Raw genomic sequence first — 24,117 nt, forward strand, 5'->3', positions numbered from 1 at the left:
GACCGGTGATGATTCGTATCGCCGGCCGCCGGCAGATCAAGGTACTTGTGGTTGTTGTCACCACACTCGCCTTGTCGGCAACCGCTCTGGCCTGTTCAGCAGATGACAACGGCCCCGGCGCGGCCGCGCAACGGTTCCTGAACGCTTTCGCCGACAACGACCCCGAGCGGGCGGGTCAAGCGACCGACCGCCCTGATCCCGCTGCAGCTGCGGTGACGGCCACCTGGGACGGCCTGCGGGCCACAGACATGTCGGCGGACACCGGTCAGGTGAAGATCACCGGCGACACCGCGACGGTCAGTGCCGACTACACGTGGGAGCTCCCCGGCGAGGACAGCTGGGAATACTCGGCGACGTTGCAGATGTCCAGGAACGACACCGGGTGGGTGGTTCGCTGGGTGCCCACCGCCATTCATCCGCAGCTCGGTGGCACGCAGACAATGTCGTTGCGGACCCTGACACCAGACCGCGCCCCGGTGCGCGAGAGCGACGGAACCAACGTTCTGGTGCCCGGCACGGTCCTGAACATCCAGTTCGACGCGGCCGTGGCCGCACAGTCAGGTGCGGTGGCCTCGACTGCCGGCGCCCTGGCCGAGGCGTTGCAAAGGTTTGAGCCCGACATGTCGGCGCAGGTGATCGCCGAGCAGGCGACCGGACACAGCGGGACGTACTCGGTGATCATCCTGAGTGAACGCGACTACGACCTGGTGCGGGATCGTCTGGCCGGGCTGCCCGGTGTCAGCGCCGTGGAGCAGTCGGATCTGGTGGCCCCGGATCCGGACTTCGCGCCGGCGTTGCTCGCGCAGGTCAAAAAAGAGGTCTCCAAGGACCTCGATGGCAAGGCCGGTTGGCAGGTGGTGGCGGTCAATCCCAACGGCGCCGACGCCGGGGTCCTGGCGCAGACGCCCCCGGATCCGGCGCCGGCCGTCGAGATCAGTCTGTCGCGCCAGGTGCAGGAAGCCGCACAGCGAGCGGTCAACACCCGCAACGACTTTCAGGTGGCGATGGTTGTCATCCAACCGTCCACCGGCCGCATCCTCGCCGTGGCACAGAACAAGTTGGCCGACAAAGACGGACAGATCGCGACGATCGGCCTGTATCCGCCGGGTTCGACGTTCAAGATGGTGACGTCGGTGGCCGCGATGGAGACCGGCCTGGCGACACCCTCGACGATGGTCGGTTGCCCGGGCGAGATCACGATCGGTGAACGAAGCGTGCCCAACTACAACGGCTTCGCGCTGGGTGTCGTGCCGATGCAGACCGCATTCGCACGGTCATGCAACACCACCTTTGCGAAACTCGCCAGCCAGATGGGGCCCTCCGACCTCACGCGTGCGGCGGCGTCGATGGGAATCGGACCGGAGTATTCCGTGGTCGGTCTACCCCTCGATTCCGGGTCGGTGCCGATAGCGCCGGAATTGGTACAACGGACCGAAGACGGTTTCGGTCAGGGCAAGGTGCTCACCAGCCCGTTCGGATTGGCCATGGTGGCCGCGACGGTGGCCCACGGCTCGACACCGGTTCCCCAGCTGATCCTGGGCCGTGAAACCACCATCGCCGGACCACATCCGGCGGCAGACGTGGACGCGATCAACGGGATCCGCCCCATGATGCGTGAGGTGATCGCATCCGGAACCGCCCTTCGGATGGCAGATCTCGGGGTCGTCTACGGCAAGACCGGGGAGGCCGAGGTCGACGGTGGATCGCACGCCTGGTTCGCCGGATACCGCGGTGACCTGGCATTCGCGACGCTGGTTGTCCTCGGTGGCAGCTCCGACAACGCGGTGGCCGTCACCCATCAGATGTTGGCCGCGCTGCCGGAATGACGGCAGCGCTGCGTAGCGCTGGCGTTCTAAAAGACACCCTGCCTATAATTTCCTCGATTGCTGCCGATTGCGGATTCGGTCGTCAGTGGAACCGCAACTGGATTGCCGGCGTCAGATCATGACCCGGGTCGGCGGGGCGCTAGAGGGGAGTACCCCGCCGGCCCGGGTGACCTGCGGTCGGGGCATGCGATCTGTCGGGCAGAACCACCAATTGACCGGTGTCGGGATGAGTCCACGTCAACACCCGATGGTCGTAGATCCTCGACAGGAGCTCAGGGGTCATCACGGATTCAGTCGGCCCGGTGGCCACGATCTGCCCGGCCTTCATCAGGATCACCCGATTCGCATATGCCGCCGCGAGCGAAAGATCATGGACGACCATGAGGACTGCCGCACCGGCGGCCCGACGCTTGGCCAGCAGCGCCAGCACGCGTTCCTGATGGTGGATGTCCAGCGCCGCCGTCGGTTCGTCGAGCATCAGGATGCCGGCGTGCTGCGCCAGTGCCCGGGCCAGCGAGACCCGGGCCTGTTGCCCACCGGATAGTTGACTGAACGGCCGGTCCCGAATCTCTAGCAGGTCGCACTCGGCCATCGACTCTTCGATGATCGCCGCGGACTGTGCCGCCTGCGGAGTTCGGCTCCAGGGATAGCGGCCCATCTCGACCACTTCGTGGACCAGGAACGGGATGTCGGTCCGCCCCGATTGGGTGACAAGGGCGCGCCGGCGGGCCAGCTCCAGCGCGCCGATGGAGGTGAGGCCGGTGCCGTCGAAACTCACGGTTCCCGAAGACAACGGTCGCAGTCCGCCGAGTCCGGACAGCAGCGTCGATTTGCCGCAGCCGTTGGGGCCGACCAGGGCGACGATCTCACCGTGATGCAGTTCGAGGTCGATGCCGGCCACGATGCGACGGCCACCGATCGTCACCTCGACACCGGCCGCGGTCAGGGCGGGCCGGTTCACCAGCCCACCCCCGCGTGACGGCTGCGCCGAAGCAGCAGGAAGAACACCGGCCCGCCCACCAGCGAGGTCAGCACACCGAGCGGTATGTCGGCACCGTCGATCAGCGTCCGTGAACCCAGGTCGGCGGCGCAGATCACGATGGCCCCGCCGATGACACTTGTCGGAAGCAGGATCAGGTGCCGTGGGCCGACGATGAGCCGCATCACGTGCGGCACCACGAGGCCCACGAACAGGACGATGCCGGTGAAAGCGACTGCCGCCGCGGTCAACAACGCGACCAACAGGATCGCGAAGCGTCGTACGGTTTCCACGGGCACACCGAGTGCCGCGGCCGAGATCTCACCGAGTGAGAGCAGATCGAGACGTCGCACCAGCAGCATGCTCGCGGAGATCGCGACGACGGCGATGGGCAACACCACCCACACCGGCTTCCAGCCGACGCCCTGCAACGACCCCAACTGCCAGAAGACGATCTGTTCACGATCGTTGGTGTCGGCGGCGAAAGTCAGGAACGCGATGATGCCGGAGGCGAAGGCGTTGACCGCGATACCGATGAGGATCAGCATCACCGGGGACGACGAGCCGTCGCGCATCGACAACGCGTAGACCATCGCCACGGTGATCAGCGCAGTGATGAACGCGGCACCGGCGATACCCCAGACACTGGCCCAGATTCCGCCGGAGACAATCGTCACGCAGGCGCCGACCGCCGCTCCCGCGGACACCCCGATGACACCGGGTTCGGCCAGCGGGTTGGCGAGCACGCCCTGCATCAGGCAGCCGCCGCAGGCCAGGGTCGCTCCGACGAGCAGACCCATCACGATGCGCGGGAACCGGACCTCCCACAACGTTGCTTCGCCCACGGGTGAAGCCGGCATCGGGCCGATGTCGAATCCCATGTGATGCATGACCGAACCGAAGACTTCTGCGGGTGGGATCGGGACCTGGCCGACGGACGCCGACCAGCCCACCAGGACCACCAGCAGCAACAGCATCAGCGCGATGATCGCGGTGTTGCGGGTCCAGAGGTTCGCCCGCGCGCCGGTGGTCGCGGTGACGCGGTCCTTGAGTGAGGTCATTGGTAGATCGCCTGGGCCAGGGCTGCGAGAACCCGCCCCGTGTTGGGCCCGAAGGTCAGAACCTCGCCTTCATCCATCTGGACCACCCGGCTGTTGCGTCCGGCGTCGGTGTGGGCCAATCCCGGCAGCGTCACCACCTTGTCGATACCACCGACCGAATCGGCACCCTGGGTCATCACGATGATCACATCCGGGTCCGCGTTGATCATCGCTTCGGTGTTGACCGTGGTGAATGCCGCCTTCAGTCCGGCCGCGGTACCCGCGTCGACGCCCCCGAGTGTGGTGATCAGGTCGTCGGCGCCGGAGCCCGGGCCGGAGAGCAGTTGCAGCCGTGGTCCGCGCAGGTAGAGAAATGCCATCTTCGCGCCGCGGGCGGCTTCCGGGACCAGTTGCCGGGCCGCCTCGATCTGATTGACGGTGCGGGTGGCGAGTTGCTCACCTTCCTCGGGTACCCCGAGCGAATCGGCGACATCCTGGATCAACGTCGGAGTGGTGGCGATGGTCCGGTCGCTGGTGAACACCACGACGGTCTGACCGGCGGCGATCAATTGATCGATGGTTCCCGGCGGCGTGGTCGATTCGTCGATGAGCACGACCGTCGGATTCTGGGCCAGGACAGCTTCGACGTTGACCGCATGGCCGGAATCGGTGATCACCGGCAGTTTGTCGGCTTCCGGGATTCCGGCGGCGCGCGATTTCGCGATCACATTGGGGCCCAGCCCCAACGAGTAGACGATGTTGGCGAGCGTCCCGCCGCGGTCGATGGGGATGATCCGGCTCACATCGGTGACGGTGACATCTCCGTGGCCCGGCGACGGGACCGTCACGGGCAGAACCGGAGTCGGATTCACGGCGATCGGTTCGACCACAGGTCCTGCGATGACCGCGGTCCGGGGACCTGATCGCAGGAACTCGCCGGGAGCTGCGGAACTCTGCGAGGGGTCGGTGATCGGGGCGGTCGAGCAGCCCACAATTCCACATACCAGGAGGGCCAGCACTGCGGCAATGGCTTTGTAGCCGTGCGCAGCCGACCTCCGACTGCCTGTCATCCACCACCCCTCTCACAGGTCATGTGAGCATAACCTTACTTCCGGTTTTGCAACCTCAGGCCAAGAGCCGGCCGCCTCGGGCTAGGCTGGTGCGCATGCCAGTTCGTGCCGCCCTCGCCCCCGGAAAGATCTCACCGACGCTGTCGGTCCCCAGCAAGATCGCTCGTCCCGAGTATGTGTGGAAATCCACCGCCAATGAAGGCCATGAACCGTGGGTGCAGACCCCGGAGACCATCGAGAAGATGCGGCTGGCGTCGAAGATCGCCGCCAATGCGCTCGCCGAGGCAGGCCGGGCCGTGGCCCCCGGTGTCACCACCGATGAACTCGACCGCGTGGCACACGAGTACATGATCGATCACGGCGCGTACCCGTCGACCCTGGGCTACAAGGGCTTTCCCAAATCGTGCTGCACCTCGCTCAACGAGGTGATCTGCCACGGCATCCCGGACTCGACGGTGATCGAGGACGGCGACATCGTGAACATCGATGTGACGGCCTACATCGACGGCGTGCACGGCGACACCAATGCGACGTTCCTGGCCGGCGATGTTGCGCCCGAGGTCGTCGACCTGGTGGAGCGCACGCGTGAGGCCACCGCCCGCGCGATCAAAGCCGTACGTCCCGGACGCGAGCTGAACGTGATCGGCCGGGTCATCGAGTCGTACGCGAATCGGTTCGGCTACAACGTCGTCCGCGACTTCACCGGTCACGGGATCGGGGAGACATTCCACAACGGCCTGGTGATCCTGCATTACGACCAGCCGAACATCGACACCGTCATCGAGCCCGGCATGGTGTTCACCATCGAGCCGATGATCAATCTGGGTGCACTCGAATACAGCATCTGGGATGACGGCTGGACCGTCGTGACCGCCGACAAGAAGTGGACCGCCCAGTTCGAGCACACGCTGGTCGTGACCGACTCGGGAACCGAGATCCTGACCCTGCCGGACGCCTGATCGGTGCCGGACGCGCAATCGATCCGGGGCGCGCTCCTGGTCGCCGGAACGAGTTCTGATGCCGGTAAGAGCCTGATCGTGGCAGGTCTGTGCCGTGCCCTCCATCGACGTGGGGTGTCGGTGGCGCCGTTCAAGGCGCAGAACATGTCGAACAACTCGGCGGTCACGCTCGACGGCGGTGAGATCGGCCGGGCACAGGCCATGCAGGCCGTCGCCTGCGGACTGGCGCCGTCGGTCCGCTTCAACCCGGTGCTTCTCAAGCCCGGCAGCGACCGGCAGTCGCAGGTGGTGGTGCGAGGACACGTGGACGGAACCGTGGGTGCCGCCGACTATCACACCCGGCGCGCGGCGTTGGCACAGATCGTGGCCGACGAATTGGCTTCTCTGCGTACTGATTTCGACGTCGTGATCTGCGAGGGTGCGGGTTCGCCCGCCGAGATCAATCTGCGGCGTTCCGACATCGCCAACATGGGTCTGGCGCAGGCGGCCGATCTCCCGGTGGTGGTGGTCGGCGACATCGATCGTGGGGGAGTGCTGGCCCATCTACTCGGCACGGTGGCGTGCCTGAGTCCCTCGGATCAGGCCCGCATCTCCGGTTTTGTGATCAACAAGTTCCGCGGAGACCAATCGCTGCTCGAGCCGGGACTGGTGCAACTCGAACAACTCACCGGCAGGCCCACGCTGGGGGTGGTGCCCTTTGCCGAGGGCCTATGGCTCGACGCGGAGGATTCCTTGGCGTCGGTTGTCGGTCACACCGTCGGCCGGGCGGCGGCGGCCCTGGGTACCGAGCGCCTGTCGGTGGCCGCGATCAGGCTGCCCCGCATCTCGAATTCGACCGATGTCGAGGCGCTGGCCTGTGAACCGGGTGTTGATGTCCGGTGGGTCGACGATGCGGCGGCGGTGGCCTCGGCGGACCTTGCGGTGCTGCCCGGTAGCAAGGCGACGGTCTCGGATCTGGCGTGGTTGCGGTCGCGGGGCCTGGACGTCGCGTTGATCGCCAGGGCTGCCGCGGGGCGGCCGGTTCTGGGCGTCTGCGGGGGATACCAGATGCTGGGGCGCGAGATCGTCGACGATGTCGAGGCCGGGGTGGGCACGGTACCGGGTCTCGGCGTGCTCGATCTGCGAATCCGGTTCGAGACCGACAAAGTCCTGCGGCAGGTTCGTGGCAACGCATTCGGAAAACCCGTGCACGGGTACGAGATCCATCATGGCCGGGTCGTTGCCAACAATGATGCGTCGTTGCTGACCGACAACGACTTCGGTCCGGAGGGCAGTATCCGCGGTGCGGTTGTCGGGACGCACTGGCACGGGTTGCTGGCGTGCGACGAGTTCCGGCGGGACTACCTGGGGAACGTGGCCGCGCAGGCCGGACGGCCCGGATTCGTGGCCGGCCGGACCTCGTTCGACGCGGCCCGCATGGCGCAGCTCGATCTGATCGCCGATCTGGTCGAGACACACCTGGACTTCGAACGCGTGATGGAGATCATCGCACAAGGGCCGACCGGCGGATTGCCGGTGATCACGACCGCGTTGACCTGATCCTTGCGCCGGTGTCGCCGCATACATCTGTTGCGGGGTTCACCCGCAGCGCGGTCATCGGCACGTAGGCTGGCGCGGTGAGCATCGAACACCGCAGCATCACTGTGGGCGACCTGGAATTCGACGTCCGGATCGGTGGCCCCGACAACGGACCCGCAGTCCTCCTGTTGCACGGATTCCCGACCACCGGAGCCTGTTTCGATCAGGTAGTCGGTCGTTTGCACGAATCCGGCCTCCGGACGATCGTTCCCGATCAGCGTGGATACAGCGCCGGGGCCCGGCCCGAGGGTGCCGAGAACTACGAGTTCGGGCATCTGGTCTCCGACGCCATCGGCATCCTCGACGCCCTGGGTGTCGGGTACTCGATGGTCGTCGGCCACGACATGGGGGCGTTGGTCGCCTGGCATCTGGCCTCGAAACATCCACAGCGGGTCACCGGACTGGTGGCGATCAGTGTCGGCCATCCGTCGGCCATCTCGGCATCGCTGGCGTCGAGCGACCAACGCGACAGGTCGTCGTACATCCTCGACTTCGTCAAGCCCGGATCCGAGGATGCGATGCTCGCGGACGACGCCAAGGTCCTGCGCGAACTCGTGCCCGACGACAGCGTTCTGCCCCTCACGGAACGACCGGCGCTGACCGCGGCACTGAACTGGTACCGCGCCAACTTCACCGGCGACATCAAGTCCCACCTCGCCTGCGGACCGATCGAGACGCCGACCACGGTGCTCTGGGGTGACGGCGATACGGCACTGGGACGCGAGCAGGCCGAGGCCAGCGGGCGATTCGTCTACTCCGACTTCCGTTTCTCGGCACTCGAAGGTGTTGATCACTGGATCCCGCAGAACGCTCCCGCTGCCGTTGCCAGCGAGATCGCGCTGCGGTCGTCCGTGTGGTGAACCGCTAGATATCCAGGCCGAGCAGGGCGTTCTCGAGGACCTCGGGCATCGCCGGATGGATCCAGTACTGGCCCCGCGCCAGGGTGCGCGCGTCGATGCCGAATGACATCGCCTGGATCAGTGGCTGGATCACGGTCGGAGCCTGCGGGCCGATGATGTGCCCGCCGAGCAGTCGGCCGGTTCCCTTCTCCGCGATCAGCTTGCACAGGCCGGTGGTGTCTTCCATCGCCCAGCCGTAGGCGACGTCGCCGTAGGCCTGGATCTTGACGGTGATGTCCAGGCCGGCCTCGATGGCCTGGGTTTCGGTCAACCCGACCGAGGCGATCTGCGGGTGGGTGAACACCGCCGCCGGGACGAACCGGTTGTCGAAGGAATCGAGATCGGTTCCGTCCCAGTCTCGCAACAGGTTTGCCTGTACAACGCGCCCCTCGTGGTTGGCGACGTGCTTGAGCTGGTGCGGAGAGCTGACGTCACCCAGTGTCCAGACACCTCGAGCTGCGGTGCGGCCGTACGCATCCCGACGGATCCGGCCTTCGTCGTCCACGCCGACACCGATGGAGTCGAGTCCGAGTTTGTCGGAGTTGGGGATCCGGCCGACGGCAACGAGCAATGCGTCGGCGTCGGCGTCGAGGACGGTACCGTCGCCCAGTTCCATTCGCAGTCCCCGCTCGGTGGACTGCAGGTCGGTGATCTTGGCGTTGAATTGCACATCCCAGGCGGCGGAGGCGATCTCGGTGAATCGGGCCGAGATGTCGTGGTCCTGGGCGCGGAGCATCGCACCGCTGCGGGCGATGATCGTGACCTTGGAGCCCAGTGCGCCGAAGACATGGGCGAACTCTGCGGCGATGTAGCCGCTGCCCACGATGATGAGGTGTTCGGGTACCTCCGGCAGTCGCATGACGTCGTCGTTGGTATGGAAGGTCACGCCGCTGTCGGTGATGACCTCGGGTATCACCGGGCGCGAACCGGATGCGATGACAACCTTGGTCGCAAGGACGAGATCGCCTGCGGCAGTGCGTAATCGATACCGGCCGTCGGCATCGACACCGTCGAATTCGACATGGCTGGAGTAGACCGTGATGTTGTCGCAGTCCTCGACGCGGTATCGCTTGCCGCCGGCGGAGATCGGGTCGATGCGCCCGAAGACCCGGTTGACGATGCCGGGCCAGTCCACCGAGGTGACCGAGCCCGTGACACCGAGGCGCTCGCCTTCCCTGATGGTCGCGGCGACCTCGGCGGCGTAGACGAACATCTTGGTGGGGATGCAGCCGACGTTCAGGCAGGTACCGCCGTAGATGCTCTCTTCGAAGATCGCGATCTGCTGGTCGTCGAATCGCTCGTCGGGGATGGAATTACCGGTACCCGATCCGATGATCGCCAGATCAACCCTCTTCGGTTCTCCGATGGCTGTCGGTTCAGGCATTCTGTCCACCTCGTATTCGTTCTTGGTTGCTCAGCAACCAGTTGTCCATTTCGGTGTACGCGAGTTCGCGGACACCTGCGCTCGACAAGAAGACGTCATGCCGGGCACCGGGCACGGGCACCACGCTGGTTCGGTCGCCCAGGCAGCCGGCCCAGCGGGCGATCTGTCGCGTATCCAGAACGCCATCGGCCGAATCGATGTGCGGCACCGCACCATCGGGGCCGGGACCGGCGAGTGTTGTCGCATCGGAGCGGAGCACCAGCGACGGGACCCCGACATCGAGCCCCTGATGCAGGCGGGCCTGGCCACGACGGACCGCGCTGAGGAATCCGAATGTCACCGGATATCCGTCGAGCGGTTTGTAATTGAGGTCGTACTCCCACTCGCCGTGGACGGAGTTGTGCAGGCTCCGGCCGTAGGCTCCCTCGAGTTTGCGGGGGATCGCCTGCAGTGGACGGACTCGGGCGACCGAGTTGATCACGGTGGTGCCGACGGTACGAAGGAGCGGCGCGCCCTGCAGATCGAACCAGGGCGAGTTCAGGATCAGGCCCGCCGGGCCACCGGCCGACGGGCTGGGTCGCGAGCGCAGCCGGTCGAGCCACAGCGGGGTGATGAGGCCTCCGGTGGAGTGGGCGACCACGATCACCGGGACGCCTTGTGTCTCCGTGTTGATCCGGGCCAGGGCCAGGTCGAGTTCGGTGTCGTAGGCCGCCAGATCGGTGATTTGGTGAGGGGTCTGCCCAGGACGTTGCGAACGACCGCATTTACGCAGATCCAGGGCGTAGAACGCGTAACCTCGCGAGGTGAAGAACTCGGCGAGTTCGCGCTGGAAGAAGTAGTCGGTGAAGCCATGGACGTAGAGGACCGCCGCGGACGTTGCCGACGGCTCCCGGTGACGGACCAGCGACGCCGCGATCTGGCCCTCACCGTCGGGATCGGGTCCCAGATCGAAGGTCAGTGTCGAGAAGTCCGGGCCGAGGGCATCGGGCTGCCAGGAGGAAGGTGCCACGATTGTCCACTGTAGAGCGCGCCGGTGCCGGGGGTGTCGCGGCGCGGCGCGGACGGCCAGTTGGAGAAGACCCCGGCGGATGAGGAACAATGTTCGGCACAGGTAGATAGGCTGAAACAGGAAGTTGAGCTGGAGTGTCTGAGTCTGCAACCCCGCGCGCCGGTGGAGTGATCACAACCGACATTGCGCTGGTAGGCGCGGGAATCATGAGCGCCACGCTGGCGACGCTGTTGCATCGCCTGCAGCCGGATTGGTCGATCAGCATTTACGAGCGCCTCGACGCCGCCGCCGCCGAGAGCAGCGATCCGTGGAACAACGCGGGCACGGGGCACTCCGCACTGTGTGAGTTGAACTACACCCCGCAGACCGCCGACGGTGATGTGGACATCACCAAGGCACTGACGATCAACGAACAGTTCCAGGTGTCCCGTCAGTTCTGGGCCAACTCGGTCGAGACCGGTGTCCTCGGTACTCCCGAAGAGTTCATCAACCCCATTCCTCACGTGGGCTTCGTCCACGGCGCGTCGAATGTCGACTATCTCCGCAAGCGTTACGACAACCTGGCCGGGCAGACCCTGTTCAAGGGCATGGAATACATCACCGACCCCGACGAGTTCACCAAGCGCCTGCCGCTGATGTCGGCCGGCCGCGATTTTTCGGATCCGGTGGCACTCAACTGGTTCACCGGTGGCACGGACGTGGACTTCGGCGCGCTCACCCAGCAGATGCTCGGCTTCGTCGGCCGTTCCGGTGGCACCGTGAACTTCGGTCACGCCGTCACGAACCTGGACAAACAGTCCGACGGCAGCTGGAAGCTCAAGGTCAAGAACCTTCGCACCAAAGAGAAGTCCACGGCCAAGGCGAACTTTGTGTTCGTCGGTGCCGGTGGTGGTGCGCTGCAGCTCCTGCAGAAGTCGGGCATCAAGGAAGCCAAGGGATTTGGTGGCTTCCCGGTCAGCGGCGCATTCTTCCGCTGCACCAACAAGGACCTGATCGCCGACCACAGCGCCAAGGTCTACGGCAAGGCCGCGGTGGGTGCACCCCCGATGTCCGTCCCGCACCTCGACACCCGCGTCATCAACGGCACCGCCGGACTGCTGTTCGGGCCGTATGCCGGCTGGTCGCCGAAGTTCCTCAAAGAGGGCAAGAACACCGACCTGCTCGCGTCGATCAAGCCGGGCAACGCGATCCCGATGTTGTCGATCGCTCCCAAGGAATTCGGTCTGCTGAAGTACCTGATCAGCGAACTGGCCGCCGGGCCCGCCGACCGGGTGGAGACACTGTCCGAGTTCGTGCCCCGGGCTGCCGGTGAGGACTGGGAGATGATCGTCGCCGGCCAGCGCGTCCAGGTGATCCGAAAGAAGGGTCGCGGCGGCGTGCTCGAGTTCGGTACCGCGGTGGTCGCTGCCGAAGACGGCAGCATCGCCGGTCTGCTGGGCGCCTCACCGGGTGCCTCGACGGCGGTTCCGGCCATGCTGGACGTTCTCGAACGCTGCTTCCCGAAGCACTACCAGTCCTGGGAGCCGCAGCTCACCGAGATGATCCCGTCGTACGGCACCAAGCTGAACGACAACCCGGGCCTGTTCGGGCAGGTGTGGGATTGGTCATCGAAGATCCTGAAGTTGGCCGACAACCACGGTCAGGGCACCGGTGACGCATCTGCTCACCTGGCAGCACCTGCCGCCGTGTGATAGGTATCGCATATGACAGCCACCGCTAGCCTGCACCGCAGTTGGACCCAGGACATCGCCCTGCCGACTCTGTACAAGATCTTCCAGCTGCGGATGGAGGTGTTCGTTGTCGAGCAGGCGTGTCCCTATGCCGAACTCGACGGCCGAGACCTCGATCCGGGCACCCGGCACCTGTGGCTGGAAGAAGACGGCGAGATCATCAGTACTCTCCGTCTGCTCGAAGAGCACGAGGGCGGCGTCACGTCGTTCCGGATCGGCCGACTGTGCACCGAACGTTCGCGTCGTGGACAGGGACACACCAGCCGACTTCTGCAGACGGCATTGGCCGACGTGGGCTCGAACCTGTGCCGGATCCACGCACAGACCTACCTGGTCGACATGTATGCCAAACACGGCTTTGCCATCGACGGTGAGGAATACCTGCTCGACGGTGTGCCCCACGTCCCGATGAAGCGTGGCGGATATCGCTGACGGTCTGACGAACCCGGTCGCCCCGGATCTCCCGTTTCCGTTCAGTGCGGTGGTCGGACAGGAACAGCTCAAGCTTGCGCTGATCCTGTCCGCGATCGCGCCGTCGATCGGCGGGGTGCTGATTCGCGGAGAGAAGGGCACCGCCAAGACAACGGTGGTTCGTGCGTTGGGTCCTTTGCTGCCGCGACGGACCGATTCGGCGGCGGCTGTTGTCGAGCTCCCGATCGGCGCCACCGAGGACCGGGTGATCGGTTCGCTGGATCTGCAGAAGATCCTCTCCGAGGGTGCCAAGGCTTTCACCCCAGGTCTGCTGGCGCACGCGGACGGTGGTGTCCTCTACATCGACGAGGTCAACCTGCTCGCCGATCATCTCGTCGACGTGCTGCTCGACGCGGCCGCGACCGGCCGGGTGGTCATCGAACGAGATGGCGTGTCGCACACACAATCTGCGCGTTTTGTCCTGGTCGGCACGATGAATCCTGAAGAGGGTGAACTGCGGCCGCAGCTGCTCGATCGATTCGGGCTGGCGGTCGATGTCACTGCGCCGCGCGAGGTTTCGCAGCGTGTTGCGGTGATCGAACGCCGGATGGCCTATGAGGCCGACCCCGCCGAGTTCGCGTCCGAGTACACGGTGGCCGATTCCGAGATTGCCGCGGCAATCGAAAAGGCCAGGGCTGCACTGGAATCGGTGATCTTGCCGACGGCGCAGTTGCGCCGGATCGCGGCGATCTGCCTGGAACTCGACGTCGATGGTCTGCGCGGTGACCTCGTGGTCACCCGGACGGCCCGGGCCCATGCGGCGTGGCGTGGAGCAAGTGAGGTCGAGGACATCGACGTTCGGCGGGCTGTCGAACTCGCGTTGCCGCACCGGCGCCGCCGCGACCCCTTCGACGAACCCGGCTTGACCGAGCAGCAGATCGACGACGCGCTCGACAATGCCGACCAGCAGGCACAAGAGCCTGGTAGTTCCGACAACAACAGTGCCCCTCAGGATTCCGCCCCGTCCGATGGCGGCGAATCGCCGGCGGACAGGCCGGATCCCGATCCGGACGACCCCGGCGGCGGTGGGCCGCCACCGCCCGGTCCGGGTTTTTCACCGGATCGCCGGGGCGTCGCAGTGAAGGCGTTGCGCGCCACCGGAGTCGGTAACGGCGAACCGGGTCGGCGCTCGCCGTCGCTGAGCAGCCGGGGCCAGGCTGTGCGTGGTGTGCGGGACGGCGGCCACGGCGTGCATCTGATGGACACGATTCTGGCGGCGGCCGCCGAGCACATCGAACGGGGCCAGCTCCGCCTGCAGGTGTTGCCACAAGACATCCGCAAGGCCGAGCGCCGTGGCAAAGAGGGCAACCTCGTGGTGTTCGTCCTCGACCTCTCGGGTTCGATGACCGCCCGCAAGCGTCTCGACGCGGTTAGCGGCGCGGTCGTGTCCATGCTCACCGATTCGTATCAACGCCGCGACCGGGTTGCCGTGGTCACCCTGCGGGGTGCCGGAGCCGAGGTCACCGTGCCGCCGACACGTTCGGTGGACGCCGCGCTGCGCAGGCTGGCCGGTGTGTCGACCGGTGGCCGGACGCCGCTGGCCGAAGGGTTGCTGACCGCACGTGACGTGGTTCGCCGCAACGCCTACAAAGAGCCGAACCGGCGACCGCTACTGGTGGTGCTGACCGACGGCCGTGCCACCTCGGGTAGCGGGGCGCTTGCCCGCGCCGGGGTCGCTGCGGACCGTCTGCGCCGCGACGGAACGTCGACGGTCGTGGTCGATTGTGAACAGGGCATGGTTCGTCTCGGTCTGGCGCGGGTGTTGGCCGGCCAGTTGGGCGGCGAGTGTGTGCAGCTCGCCGATCTGACCGCGGGTGGTGTCGCCGCAGTTGTCAGGTCGGCTGCGTGAGTAGTTCTGGTGTGTTGTTGTGGTGTAGAAGGGAATTGTTGTGCCCCAGGGTGTTCCATCAGTCATTCCGGACGACGGGCTGACCACGCGCGCTCGGCGCAATCAGCCGGTGCTCGCGGTCCACACAGGCGACGGCAAAGGCAAGTCGACGGCGGCCTTCGGGATGGCGATGCGGGCCTGGAACGCGGGCCTCGACATCGGTGTCTTCCAGTTCGTGAAGAGCGCGAAGTGGAAAGTGGGCGAGGAGAGCGCGCTGACCGCGCTCGGAGAACTGCACGACGCAACGGGCCAGGGAGGTCCGGTGCAATGGCACAAGATGGGCGAGGGCTGGTCGTGGATTCGCCACGCCGGCGGCGACGCCGATCATGCCGAGCAGGCGGCGCAGGGGTGGGCCGAGATCCGTCGCCGCATCATCGATCAGCAGCATCAGTTCTACGTTCTCGACGAGTTCACCTATCCGATCAACTGGGGCTGGATCGATCTCGACGATGTTCTCGAGGTGCTGACGGCCCGCGAGGGCAAGCAGCACGTGGTGATCACCGGGCGACGGGCGCCGGCGAAATTGATCGAAGCCGCCGATCTGGTGACGGAGATGGTCAAGGTCCGGCATCCCATGGACGCCGGCCGCAAAGGTCAGAAGGGCATCGAGTGGTGACTGCGTCCCCACCGGCCATCGTGATCGCCGCCCCCTCGTCGGGCAGCGGAAAGACCACGATCACAACGGGTTTGATCGGTGCACTGGCCCGCCGCGGCCATCAGGTTGCGCCGTTCAAAGTGGGACCGGACTACATCGACCCCGGTTACCACGGCATTGCCGCCGGCCGTCCGGGCCGCAACCTCGATCCGGTGCTGGTCTCCGAGGAGCGGATCGGTCCGCTGTATCGGTCGGGTTCGGCCGGCTGCGACATCGCGGTCATCGAGGGTGTGATGGGCCTGTTCGACGGCCGGATCACCGAGGATCACATGCCGGCGATCGCCCCCGGTTCGACCGCGCAGGTGGCCAACATCCTGGGAGCGCCGGTGGTACTGGTCGTCGACGCCTCGGGGCACAGCCAGTCTCTGGCGGCGATCCTGCACGGATTCGTCAGCTACGACCCGGGTATCGACATCCGCGGCGTCATCCTCAACCGGGTGGGTTCGCCACGACACGAATACGTGTTGCGCCAGGCCTGCGACCGCGCCGGACTCCAGGTATTCGGTGCCGTACCGCGCAACCCGGAGATGGCGGTGCCTTCCCGGCACCTCGGTCTCATACCGGCCGCCGAACGGGGACCTGAGGCAATTGCCGCCATCGAGGCGATGACCGAATTGGTCGGTGGCGCCGTGGATGTACCGGCGCTGGTCGCTGCGGCCGACATCGGGCCGGCCGGCCGCTCGGGACCGGTCTGGTCGGCCGACGACGAGGTCGGGGAGCAGACGAACGATGGCCCCGGCCTGACCGTCTCCAGACCGGTGATCGCGGTGGCCTCCGGTGCCGCGTTCACATTCGGCTACGCCGAGCACGGGGAACTGCTGCGGGCTGCCGGTGCCGAGGTAGTGACCTTCGATCCGGTTGTCGATCTGCTTCCGGACGGTTGCGCCGGAGTGGTGATCGGGGGCGGATTCCCCGAAGAACACGCCGCGGCGCTGGCGTCGAACAGGCCGTTGCTCACCGCGCTGCGGGCGGCCGCGGGATCCGGGATTCCGATCCATGCCGAATGCGCGGGGTTGCTGTATCTGTCGCAAAGCCTCGACAACCATGCGATGGCCGGGGTACTGCCGCTACGTGGAACATTCGGCAAGAGACTGACCTTGGGCTATCGCGATGCGGTGGCCGTCACCGATTCGGTGCTGTTCGACGCCGGCACGCGCGTCCGTGGCCACGAGTTCCACCGGACAACGGTGACGGCAGTCGACGATTCGACGCCGTCGGCCTGGGGCTGGCGTCGCGATGGCGTGACCGAAACGGAAGGCTGGACATTGTCGGGGCCGGGTACCGCGGTGCATGCGTCGTACCTGCATACGCATCCGGCCGGGAATCCCGAGGCGGTCTCGCGTCTGGTGGGTGCCGCCCGCCGGATTCGAGTCGAGTAACGATGACGGACAAATCGCCGGAAGTGGACCTGAGTGCGGGTCTGCTGGCCGGACTCGACATGACCGACCTGAGCGACAGCCCGGTGGTGATGCGCGATCTCCTCGAAGCGGTGCTGGCCGTGGGCAGTGGCCTGGACCTCGACGCCACGCTGCAGCGGATCATCAATGTCGCGGTAGGGGCCCTGGATGCCCGCTACGGCGCGCTCGGGGTGCGCGGTGACGATGGCCGGCTCTCGGCCTTTGTGCACACGGGTATCGAACCGCAGGTGCGCTCGACGATGGGTCACCTGCCGGTGGGCCGTGGTGTTCTCGGGCTGCTGATCAACCATCCGCAGGTGCTGCGCATCGATGAGTTGGGTGCACATTCCAGTGCGGTGGGGTTCCCGCCCAACCATCCACCGATGGCGACATTCCTCGGGGCACCGATCATCGTCCGGGGATCGGTGTTCGGGAGCATCTATCTCACCGAGAAGGTCACCGGTGGCGGATTCACAGACGCCGACGAGGTAGCCGTCCGCGTGCTGTCTGCTGCGGCCGGTGTGGCGATCGACAATGCCCGGCTGTACGAGATTGCGCGCACCCGCGAGCGATGGATGCGGATGCTCGCGCGCCGCGGCGCCGGATCCCTGGCGGGGGCGGCGCTCGAGGACACCCTCACCTCGCTGGCCCTCGATCTCGCCGATTTGGCCGATGCCACAGATGTTTTCATCCTCGGGACCGATGACAACCGGGCCACCGTACTGGCGCATACCGGCGACCTACCCGAGCTCGGCGCCTTCGAACTGGGCCAGTCATCGGCGATCGTCGTCGCACCGGCAGTGCAGGTTCCGGCGCCGCTGGTGCGGGGCGGGGCCCAGTGGGTCACCCTGGTGCCGTTGTTGCGTGCCGGCGGACGTTTCGGCGTGATGATGTTGACGCATCACCGTCGGCCTGCCTGGGCCGAAGAAGAAGAATCCGGACTGATCGCCACCGCCGACATCGCGTCGATGGCACTGGCTTACGACCTCCAACAGGCGGTGACCCGTGAGATGCATATGCTCACCGACCGTCACCGGATCGCCCGGGACCTCCACGACCACGTCATCCAGCGCCTTTTTGCGATCGGGATGTCGTTGCAGTCGTTCTCGTCGAGGACCGGGGGCGATGAGCAGCTCAGCCAGGCGATCGTGGACCTGGACCGGACCGTCGAGCAGATCCGCACGGCCATCTTCGATCTCAGCACGTCGGGCGAAGGTGCTCAGGATTCGGCCACGTTGCGCCGGCGGGCCCTGGACATCGTCACCGAGCTGTCGGCTCACGCACCGATCTCGCCATCGGTGCGTTTTGCCGGACCCGTCGACACCCTGGTGCCATCTCGGTTGGACGGACACATCGAAGCTGTTCTGCGCGAAGGTATTTCCAATGCCCTACGGCATTCGAAGGCTGACCGGATCGACGTTCTCGTCTCGGCGGATGATGTGCTGAGCATCTCGATCACCGACAACGGGTCGGGAATCGGGGCGACCGTGACCCATAGTGGACTGAACAATCTGGCGCGCCGGGCCGAGCAGAACGACGGCACCTTCTCGATCTCCGATACGCCCGGCGGCGGCACCACCATCACCTGGACCGTGCCGTTGTGAAGGCCTGGAGCCTCTGAACGGATCCGGGTGGCCGCCGAGGCATCTTCCGCCACGGAATTGACGCCATCGTGGAAATCGAAAGGCTGGGCCTGCCTGACGATCACAGTCTGGGTCCGACGCTCGGGTACGGTGAGACCCACTGGTTTGCGACGAGCGCTGGGGGGTTGTCATGGAGCCGCCGACACGCCGAACTGTGACTGTCCACGGCCACGAACTTTCCTACCTGGACAGCGGCACGGGCGCGGTGGTGCTGTTCATCCACGGGATTCTCGGTTCGCAACGCCAGTGGACTCACCTGATCGACCGTCTGCAGGACGACCACCGGTTGATCGTGCCAGACCTCTTCGGGCACGGCGAGTCGGACAAGCCGGTGGGAGACTATTCGCTCGGTGCGCACGCGGCAACGCTGCGCGACCTGCTCGACCGCCTCGGAATCGAGCAGGTCACCCTCGTCGGCCACTCTCTCGGCGGGGGCATCGCGATGGTGTTCTACTATCTGTTCCCGTCGCGCGTCAAGCGGTTGGTTCTCGTTTCGAGCGGTGGGTTGGGTCGGGAGGTCAACCCGGTTCTGCGCGCCGCGTCGCTGCCCGGGGCCGAATGGGTCCTGCCCGTCCTGACATCAGGGTGGATTCGTACAGGTGCCGAGAGCGCCGGGCGGGTCCTGTCCAGAGCGGGCTGGCGAGCCGGCACGGATATCACCACGATCTGGCAGGGCTTCACCTCGCTCGGAGACGCGGCAAGCCGACGCGCCTTTTTGGCCACGACCCGCGCCGTCATCGACCCCGGGGGCCAGACAGTCAACGCCCATGACTACCTGCCCGACGTCGCGCCGATCCCGACCCTCATCGTCTGGGGATCCCGGGACGGATGATCCCGGCCTGGCATGCGATCGGCGCGCAGAAGGCGGTCCCGGAATGTCGCGTCGAGCTGTTCGAAGGGGCCGGCCACTTTCCGCACCTTGATGAACCGGACCGCTTCGCCGACGTTCTACGTGACTTCATTGCGACAACCTGAACCGCCGCCACTTCGAACCAGGCACGGCAAACAATCTATGGCTGCAGGCCTCGTTCGTTCTTGTCCTTCAATTTCGTGGCCATCACTGCCACCTGGGTGCGCCGCTGCAGATCGAGCTTCGCGAGAATCCGGGAAACGTAGTTCTTGATGGTCTTCTCGGCGAGGAACATCTTCGCGGCGATCTGGCGGTTTGTCAGTCCTTCTCCGACGAGGGCGAACACCTCACGCTCTTGCCCGGTCAACTCGGCGAGGGGATCGACGCCGGTACCGTCGGCCCGCAGCTTGGCCATCAGCGCGGCGGTGCTCCCGGCGTCGAGCAGTGAACCGCCCGTACCCACCGTGCGCACCGCTGCCACCAGGTTGTGCCCGAGGATCTGCTTGAGGACAAATCCTGCGGCGCCGGCCATCACGGCGGCCAGCAACGCTTCGTCGTCGGCGTACGACGTGAGCATCAGACATTGCACCGATGGTGTGGCACTGCGGATCTCGCGACACAGTTCAACGCCGTTGCCGTCGGGCAGACGCACATCGAGGATGGCGACGTCGGGTACCGCGCTGGTGATGGCCACCAATGCCTCACCGGCACTTGCGGCCTCACCGACCACCTCGATGTCGTCGGCGGTGCCGAGCAGGTCGCGTAGTCCGCGGCGAACCAGCTCGTGATCGTCGACCAGGAATGCGCGGATTTTTGCCGTCATGGATTACAAAGTACCGCACCAGAAACGAGGCGATGTCCCTGGTGAAGGGGGACTTTTGACCCACGCGCGGACAGGTTGCCGGCGAGCAGACTCGGTGACATGAAGACGATGTCGGGGCCGGACCTGCTGCGCGAGTTGTTGCCCGTCTGTGAGGGAGAGGTCAACCGGCATCTCGCGATGTCGAAGGACTGGCATCCGCATGACTTCGTGCCCTGGGATCAAGGGCGTAACTTTGCCGCTCTCGGCGGAATCGACTGGGACCCGAGCCAGTCCGGCCTCGACGAGACCGCCAGGGCGGCGATGTTCACCAACCTGCTGACCGAGGACAATCTGCCGTCCTATCACCGGGTGATCGCCCAGAACTTCACCCTCGATGACGCCTGGGGCTACTGGGTGGGCCGGTGGACCGCTGAGGAGAACAAGCACAGTGTGGTCATGCGGGACTACCTGGTGGTCACCCGCGGCGTGGATCCGGTGGCATTGGAGGAGGCCCGGATGATCCACATGACCCAGGGGTTCAACCCGATGCCCGCCGATGACGGCAACCGGGATCGCTCCTCGGACATGCTGTTTGCGGTGGCCTACGTGACCTTCCAGGAACTGGCGACGCGGGTGTCGCACCGCAACACCGGAAAGGCCTGCGGTGATCCGATCGCCGACCGGATGCTCGCCCGGGTCGCCGCCGATGAGAACCTGCACATGCTGTTCTATCGCAACATCGTGGCCGGCGCCCTCGACCTGACACCCGACCAGACGATCGCGGCGATCCACCTCGTTCTCTCGATGTTCCAGATGCCGGGGGCATCGATGCCGGGCTTCCGCCGCAACGCCGTGTTGATCGCCAAGGCGGGGATCTATGACCTGCCCCAACATCTCCACGAGGTGGTCGAACCCGTCCTGCGCAAGTGGAACATCTTCGACCGCAACGACTTCGGCCCCGAAGGTGAACGCACCCGCGACGAGCTCGCCGTGTTTCTCGAAGACCTGCGGGGAAAAGTGGACCGGTTCGAACGTTCGCGCGTGCGCATGGTGGCCCGCGTCTAGCGGGCAGTCCAAATCGTTTGGCGACGGCGGGTCACAGTACGGTCTACGCATGACCGAATCGACAACCGAGGTGGAGCGAGATCACTACCTCGTCGGACTGAATCTCGTGGGCAAGCGGGTGGTGATCATCGGTGGGGGGTCGGTGGTGCAGCGCCGGCTCGGCACCCTCGCCGACAGCGGCGCCGACATCCACGTGATCACACCGCAGGCCACGCCCACGGTGGAGTCCTTCCCTGGGATCACGCTGTACGCGCGTCCCTATGAATCCGGAGACCTCGACGGGGCCTGGTACGTCCTGGCCTGCACCGACGACCCAGTCGTCAACGCCGCCGTGGTCGCCGAGGCCGAGCAACGCCGGATCTTCTGCGTTCGCGCCGACGATGCTCGTCAGGGCACGGCCGTCACGCCGGCCTCACTGCATCAGGGCAATCTGACCGTGGGTGTCCTGGCCGGCGGCGATCATCGTCGGTCGGCCGCGGTGCGCACCGCCATCGGAGCGGCACTCGGCGGCGGCGAACTGGGTGCGGCCGGGATCGAGGCCGCCGCTCAGGAACGCCAGCCCGCCGGGGTGGCTCTGGTCGGTGGGGGACCCGGCGATCCGGACCTGATCACGGTGCGCGGACGACGTCTGCTCGCCGCCGCCGACGTGGTGGTCGCCGACCGGCTCGCCCCACCGGCGCTGCTGGCCGAACTCGGACCCCACGTCGAGATCATCGATGCCGCGAAAGTGCCCTATGGCCGGGCGATGAAACAGGAGGCCATCAACGCCGTCCTCATCGACCGCGCGAAGGCCGGGAAGTTCGTCGTCCGGTTCAAGGGTGGCGACCCGTACGTCTACGGCCGGGGTTTCGAAGAACTCGAGGCGTGTGTTGCGGCCGGCGTCCCGGTCACCGTCGTCCCGGGTATCACCAGTGCCATCGCCGGTCCGTCCGCCGCAGGTATCCCGGTGACCCATCGCGGCGTGACCCACGAGGTAGTGGTCGTGTCCGGGCACATTCCGCCCGATCACCCCGACTCGCTGGTCAACTGGTCTGCGCTGGCGCAGATGCGCGGCACCATCGTCCTGATGATGGCCGTCGAACGTCTCGACATCTTCGCCGGCACATTGATCGCCGGCGGCCGGGACGCGTCGATCCCGGTGGCGATCATCGAAAACGCAACCCTGAGCAACCAGCGTGTGGTTCGCACCACACTGGGCAACGCCGCCGTCGACGCCGAGAACGAACAGGTGAAACCACCGGCCATCGTGGTGATCGGTCCGGTTGCCGGATTTGAAGCCGCGCTCTGAGCGGCAGATCGACGTGCCATCGTGACAACCATGATTGTGAAACGGGGGCCCGACAGCGGTACCGTCGATCTCCATGACCTCCTCACCACCCGTGGCCGCTGACGTCGGACACACCCGTGTGTGGGGACCGCAGATCGTCATCCTGGGCGGTATGCAGCTGTTGGTCGTGCTCGATGGCACGGTCGCAGCGCTGGCGCTTCCCAGGATTCAGAACGCGCTGGGGCTGTCCGACAGCGGCGGTGCCTGGATCATCACCGCCTACGTGCTGGCCTTCGGCGGACTCATGCTGCTCGGCGGGCGGCTCGGCGACACCTTCGGCCGCAAACGCATGTTCGTGGCCGGTGTCGCTGCGTTCACCGTCTCCTCACTGCTCTGTGGACTGGCGTGGGATCCGATCAGCCTGATCATCGGACGCGGCCTGCAGGGTGCGTCGGCGGCGGTGGCCGCGCCCACCGCGATGGCACTGGTCGCCACCACATTTGCCCCCGGCAAACCCCGGAACCAGGCGTTTGCCGTGTATGCCGCGATGACCGGCATCGGTTCGGTCATCGGACTGATCGCCGGTGGCATGCTCACCGAACTCTCGTGGCGCCTGGTGTTCCTGATCAATGTGCCCATCGGTCTGCTGGTGGTGGTCGGGGCGATCCTGTACCTCCGCGAGTCGCAGGGCGAGCGGTTGTCACTCGATGTGCGCGGTGCGGTACTCGCGACACTTGGTTGCACCCTGGTGGTGCTGGCGGTGAACGAGGGACCGGGTGGCTGGTTGCGCCCGGTGGTCGTGATCCCGCTGATCATCGGACTGGCCTCGCTGGCCGCGTTCGTGCATGTCGAACGCACTACGGAGAACCCGATCCTGCCGTTCTCTCTGTTCTCCAACAGCAGTCGCGTGGCGGCGCTGATCGCGATCCTGCTGGCCGGCGCCATCATCATGTGCATGGCGGTGTTCATCTCGCTCTACCTGCAGGGCATCCTGAAATTTTCACCGATCCGGAGCGGACTGGCAGTGGTTCCGTTCGCCTTCGGCCTCGGGGCGGCGGCGGCGCTCGCATCGAAGCTGGCACTTAAATTCCAGCCGCGCTGGCTGGTGCTTTCCGGTGGCGCCGTGGTGATGGCCGGCTGCATCTATGCGGGGAGAATCGCCCAGGACGCCCCGTCCTACTTCCCGCACATCTACTTCCCGGTGGTGGTGATCGGCGCCGGTGTCGGCATGGCCGTCATCCCGCTGACCCTGTCGGTGGTGGCCGGCGTCGGACCCCACGAGATCGGTCCGCTGACCGCACTTGCTCAAGTCGCCCAGAATCTCGGTGGCGCGATCGCACTCGTTGCCGTCGGCGCAATGGTCACCAGCCGGACGTTGTCCAAGGGTGGGACGACGGGCCCGGTCGACGAGATGGACCACGCCCAGCTCGACGCGCTGGCATGCGGTTACGGACTGGCTTTCGACTGTTGTGCGGGACTGGCGTTGGCGGCCGGCATCGTGGTGCTGTTCATGCGGTTCACGCCCGAAGACGTAGCCGAGGGACAGGCGGCGCAGGAAGCCGCCCACACCCTGGTCGACCCCGAGGATCACCGGGCCTGACCGGC

Annotated in this window: 21 protein-coding genes; 15 read left to right on the forward strand and 6 right to left on the reverse strand. The window is 66.1% G+C overall.

Annotation, left to right across the window (positions count from 1 at the left end; genetic code table 11):
• Positions 1–8 precede the first annotated feature (8 nt).
• Positions 9–1,826 (forward strand): penicillin-binding transpeptidase domain-containing protein, encoded by a 1,818-nt coding sequence (locus H290_RS0113355; RefSeq protein ID WP_020107315.1) that lies wholly within the window; start codon positions 9–11, stop codon positions 1,824–1,826.
• 139 nt (positions 1,827–1,965) lie between these two features.
• Here H290_RS0113355 and H290_RS0113360 read toward each other — a convergent pair whose 3' ends face one another.
• Genes H290_RS0113360 through H290_RS0113370 form a run of 3 tightly spaced genes read right to left on the reverse strand, consistent with a single transcriptional unit; the run spans position 1,966 to position 4,915 of the window.
• Positions 1,966–2,787 (reverse strand): heme ABC transporter ATP-binding protein, encoded by an 822-nt coding sequence (locus H290_RS0113360; RefSeq protein ID WP_020107316.1) that lies wholly within the window; start codon positions 2,785–2,787, stop codon positions 1,966–1,968.
• Positions 2,784–3,866, reverse strand: coding sequence for an iron chelate uptake ABC transporter family permease subunit (locus H290_RS0113365; RefSeq protein WP_020107317.1), 1,083 nt, complete (start codon positions 3,864–3,866; stop codon positions 2,784–2,786). Before H290_RS0113365 ends, H290_RS0113360 begins: the two co-directional genes overlap by 4 nt.
• Positions 3,863–4,915 carry a hemin ABC transporter substrate-binding protein gene (locus H290_RS0113370; protein WP_051122000.1) on the reverse strand — a complete coding sequence of 351 codons (1,053 nt, stop codon included), beginning with the start codon at positions 4,913–4,915 and terminating at the stop codon, positions 3,863–3,865. Before H290_RS0113370 ends, H290_RS0113365 begins: the two co-directional genes overlap by 4 nt.
• Positions 4,916–5,010: 95 nt before the next feature.
• Here H290_RS0113370 and map point away from each other — a divergent pair, with 95 nt between their 5' ends.
• The 3 genes from map (at position 5,011) to H290_RS0113385 (ending at position 8,312) form a co-directional block, all read left to right on the forward strand.
• Positions 5,011–5,874 carry a type I methionyl aminopeptidase gene (gene map / locus H290_RS0113375; RefSeq protein ID WP_020107319.1) on the forward strand — a complete coding sequence of 288 codons (864 nt, stop codon included), beginning with the start codon at positions 5,011–5,013 and terminating at the stop codon, positions 5,872–5,874.
• A 3-nt stretch (positions 5,875–5,877) separates the two neighbouring features.
• Entirely contained in the window at positions 5,878–7,413 is a 1,536-nt protein-coding gene (locus H290_RS0113380; protein WP_020107320.1) for a cobyric acid synthase, read from the forward strand.
• Positions 7,414–7,511: 98 nt separating this feature from the next.
• Positions 7,512–8,312, forward strand: a complete 801-nt coding sequence (locus tag H290_RS0113385) for an alpha/beta fold hydrolase (RefSeq protein WP_028463152.1) — start codon at positions 7,512–7,514, stop codon at positions 8,310–8,312.
• 4 nt (positions 8,313–8,316) lie between these two features.
• Here H290_RS0113385 and H290_RS0113390 read toward each other — a convergent pair whose 3' ends face one another.
• Both H290_RS0113390 and H290_RS0113395 read right to left on the reverse strand, forming a co-directional pair.
• The gene (locus tag H290_RS0113390; RefSeq protein ID WP_020107322.1) at positions 8,317–9,735 is read right to left on the reverse strand and encodes a mycothione reductase; all 1,419 of its coding nucleotides are present in this window, start codon (positions 9,733–9,735) and stop codon (positions 8,317–8,319) included.
• Entirely contained in the window at positions 9,728–10,744 is a 1,017-nt protein-coding gene (locus H290_RS0113395) for an alpha/beta hydrolase (RefSeq protein ID WP_020107323.1), read from the reverse strand. The genes H290_RS0113390 and H290_RS0113395 overlap by 8 nt, the downstream gene beginning before the upstream one ends.
• A 206-nt stretch (positions 10,745–10,950) precedes the next feature.
• Between H290_RS0113395 and mqo the strand changes: the two genes are divergently transcribed.
• The 8 genes from mqo (at position 10,951) to H290_RS31655 (ending at position 19,503) form a co-directional block, all read left to right on the forward strand.
• Positions 10,951–12,435: a malate dehydrogenase (quinone) gene (gene mqo, locus H290_RS28530; RefSeq protein ID WP_051122030.1), complete on the forward strand. Its 1,485-nt coding sequence runs from the start codon at positions 10,951–10,953 to the stop codon at positions 12,433–12,435.
• Between the two features lie 12 nt (positions 12,436–12,447).
• Positions 12,448–12,906 carry a GNAT family N-acetyltransferase gene (locus tag H290_RS0113410; protein ID WP_020107326.1) on the forward strand — a complete coding sequence of 153 codons (459 nt, stop codon included), beginning with the start codon at positions 12,448–12,450 and terminating at the stop codon, positions 12,904–12,906.
• The gene (locus H290_RS0113415) at positions 12,890–14,794 is read left to right on the forward strand and encodes a VWA domain-containing protein (RefSeq protein WP_020107327.1); all 1,905 of its coding nucleotides are present in this window, start codon (positions 12,890–12,892) and stop codon (positions 14,792–14,794) included. Before H290_RS0113410 ends, H290_RS0113415 begins: the two co-directional genes overlap by 17 nt.
• 40 nt (positions 14,795–14,834) lie before the next feature.
• Positions 14,835–15,449 (forward strand): cob(I)yrinic acid a,c-diamide adenosyltransferase, encoded by a 615-nt coding sequence (cobO, locus tag H290_RS0113420; RefSeq protein ID WP_020107328.1) that lies wholly within the window; start codon positions 14,835–14,837, stop codon positions 15,447–15,449.
• The gene (locus H290_RS0113425) at positions 15,443–16,867 is read left to right on the forward strand and encodes a cobyrinate a,c-diamide synthase (protein ID WP_028463154.1); all 1,425 of its coding nucleotides are present in this window, start codon (positions 15,443–15,445) and stop codon (positions 16,865–16,867) included. Before cobO ends, H290_RS0113425 begins: the two co-directional genes overlap by 7 nt.
• 2 nt (positions 16,868–16,869) lie before the next feature.
• Positions 16,870–18,489 carry a GAF domain-containing sensor histidine kinase gene (locus H290_RS0113430; RefSeq protein WP_020107330.1) on the forward strand — a complete coding sequence of 540 codons (1,620 nt, stop codon included), beginning with the start codon at positions 16,870–16,872 and terminating at the stop codon, positions 18,487–18,489.
• 169 nt (positions 18,490–18,658) lie between these two features.
• Positions 18,659–19,360, forward strand: coding sequence for an alpha/beta fold hydrolase (locus H290_RS28535; RefSeq protein ID WP_231373626.1), 702 nt, complete (start codon positions 18,659–18,661; stop codon positions 19,358–19,360).
• The gene (locus H290_RS31655; RefSeq protein ID WP_231373631.1) at positions 19,357–19,503 is read left to right on the forward strand and encodes an alpha/beta fold hydrolase; all 147 of its coding nucleotides are present in this window, start codon (positions 19,357–19,359) and stop codon (positions 19,501–19,503) included. The genes H290_RS28535 and H290_RS31655 overlap by 4 nt, the downstream gene beginning before the upstream one ends.
• A gap of 35 nt (positions 19,504–19,538) precedes the next feature.
• Here H290_RS31655 and H290_RS0113440 read toward each other — a convergent pair whose 3' ends face one another.
• Entirely contained in the window at positions 19,539–20,201 is a 663-nt protein-coding gene (locus H290_RS0113440; RefSeq protein ID WP_020107331.1) for a response regulator transcription factor, read from the reverse strand.
• Positions 20,202–20,300: 99 nt separating this feature from the next.
• Between H290_RS0113440 and H290_RS0113445 the strand changes: the two genes are divergently transcribed.
• The 3 genes from H290_RS0113445 (at position 20,301) to H290_RS0113460 (ending at position 24,112) form a co-directional block, all read left to right on the forward strand.
• Positions 20,301–21,245, forward strand: coding sequence for an acyl-ACP desaturase (locus H290_RS0113445; protein WP_036518961.1), 945 nt, complete (start codon positions 20,301–20,303; stop codon positions 21,243–21,245).
• A 49-nt stretch (positions 21,246–21,294) separates the two neighbouring features.
• A complete protein-coding gene (gene cobA / locus H290_RS0113450) occupies positions 21,295–22,533 on the forward strand; it encodes a uroporphyrinogen-III C-methyltransferase (RefSeq protein WP_020107333.1) in 1,239 nt (412 codons plus the stop codon).
• Positions 22,534–22,684: 151 nt separating this feature from the next.
• Positions 22,685–24,112, forward strand: a complete 1,428-nt coding sequence (locus tag H290_RS0113460) for an MFS transporter (protein ID WP_369758822.1) — start codon at positions 22,685–22,687, stop codon at positions 24,110–24,112.
• The last annotated feature ends 5 nt before the right edge of the window (positions 24,113–24,117 follow it).

This window comes from Nocardia sp. 348MFTsu5.1, from assembly GCF_000383535.1.
Taxonomy (GTDB): Bacteria; Actinomycetota; Actinomycetes; order Mycobacteriales; family Mycobacteriaceae; genus Williamsia; species Williamsia faeni.

Excerpts from the sequence above, each read along its gene's own strand:
- H290_RS0113355 (WP_020107315.1), top strand. The coding sequence starts at position 9 with ATGATTCGTATCGCCGGCCGCCGGCAGATCAAGGTACTTGTGGTTGTT.
- H290_RS0113365 (WP_020107317.1), bottom strand. The coding sequence starts at position 3,866 with ATGACCTCACTCAAGGACCGCGTCACCGCGACCACCGGCGCGCGGGCG.
- H290_RS0113370 (WP_051122000.1), bottom strand. The coding sequence starts at position 4,915 with ATGACAGGCAGTCGGAGGTCGGCTGCGCACGGCTACAAAGCCATTGCC.
- map (WP_020107319.1), top strand. The coding sequence starts at position 5,011 with ATGCCAGTTCGTGCCGCCCTCGCCCCCGGAAAGATCTCACCGACGCTG.
- H290_RS0113390 (WP_020107322.1), bottom strand. The coding sequence starts at position 9,735 with ATGCCTGAACCGACAGCCATCGGAGAACCGAAGAGGGTTGATCTGGCG.
- mqo (WP_051122030.1), top strand. The coding sequence starts at position 10,951 with ATGAGCGCCACGCTGGCGACGCTGTTGCATCGCCTGCAGCCGGATTGG.
- H290_RS0113410 (WP_020107326.1), top strand. The coding sequence starts at position 12,448 with ATGACAGCCACCGCTAGCCTGCACCGCAGTTGGACCCAGGACATCGCC.
- H290_RS0113430 (WP_020107330.1), top strand. The coding sequence starts at position 16,870 with ATGACGGACAAATCGCCGGAAGTGGACCTGAGTGCGGGTCTGCTGGCC.
- H290_RS28535 (WP_231373626.1), top strand. The coding sequence starts at position 18,659 with ATGGAGCCGCCGACACGCCGAACTGTGACTGTCCACGGCCACGAACTT.
- H290_RS31655 (WP_231373631.1), top strand. The coding sequence starts at position 19,357 with ATGATCCCGGCCTGGCATGCGATCGGCGCGCAGAAGGCGGTCCCGGAA.
- H290_RS0113440 (WP_020107331.1), bottom strand. The coding sequence starts at position 20,201 with ATGACGGCAAAAATCCGCGCATTCCTGGTCGACGATCACGAGCTGGTT.
- H290_RS0113445 (WP_036518961.1), top strand. The coding sequence starts at position 20,301 with ATGAAGACGATGTCGGGGCCGGACCTGCTGCGCGAGTTGTTGCCCGTC.
- cobA (WP_020107333.1), top strand. The coding sequence starts at position 21,295 with ATGACCGAATCGACAACCGAGGTGGAGCGAGATCACTACCTCGTCGGA.
- H290_RS0113460 (WP_369758822.1), top strand. The coding sequence starts at position 22,685 with ATGCAGCTGTTGGTCGTGCTCGATGGCACGGTCGCAGCGCTGGCGCTT.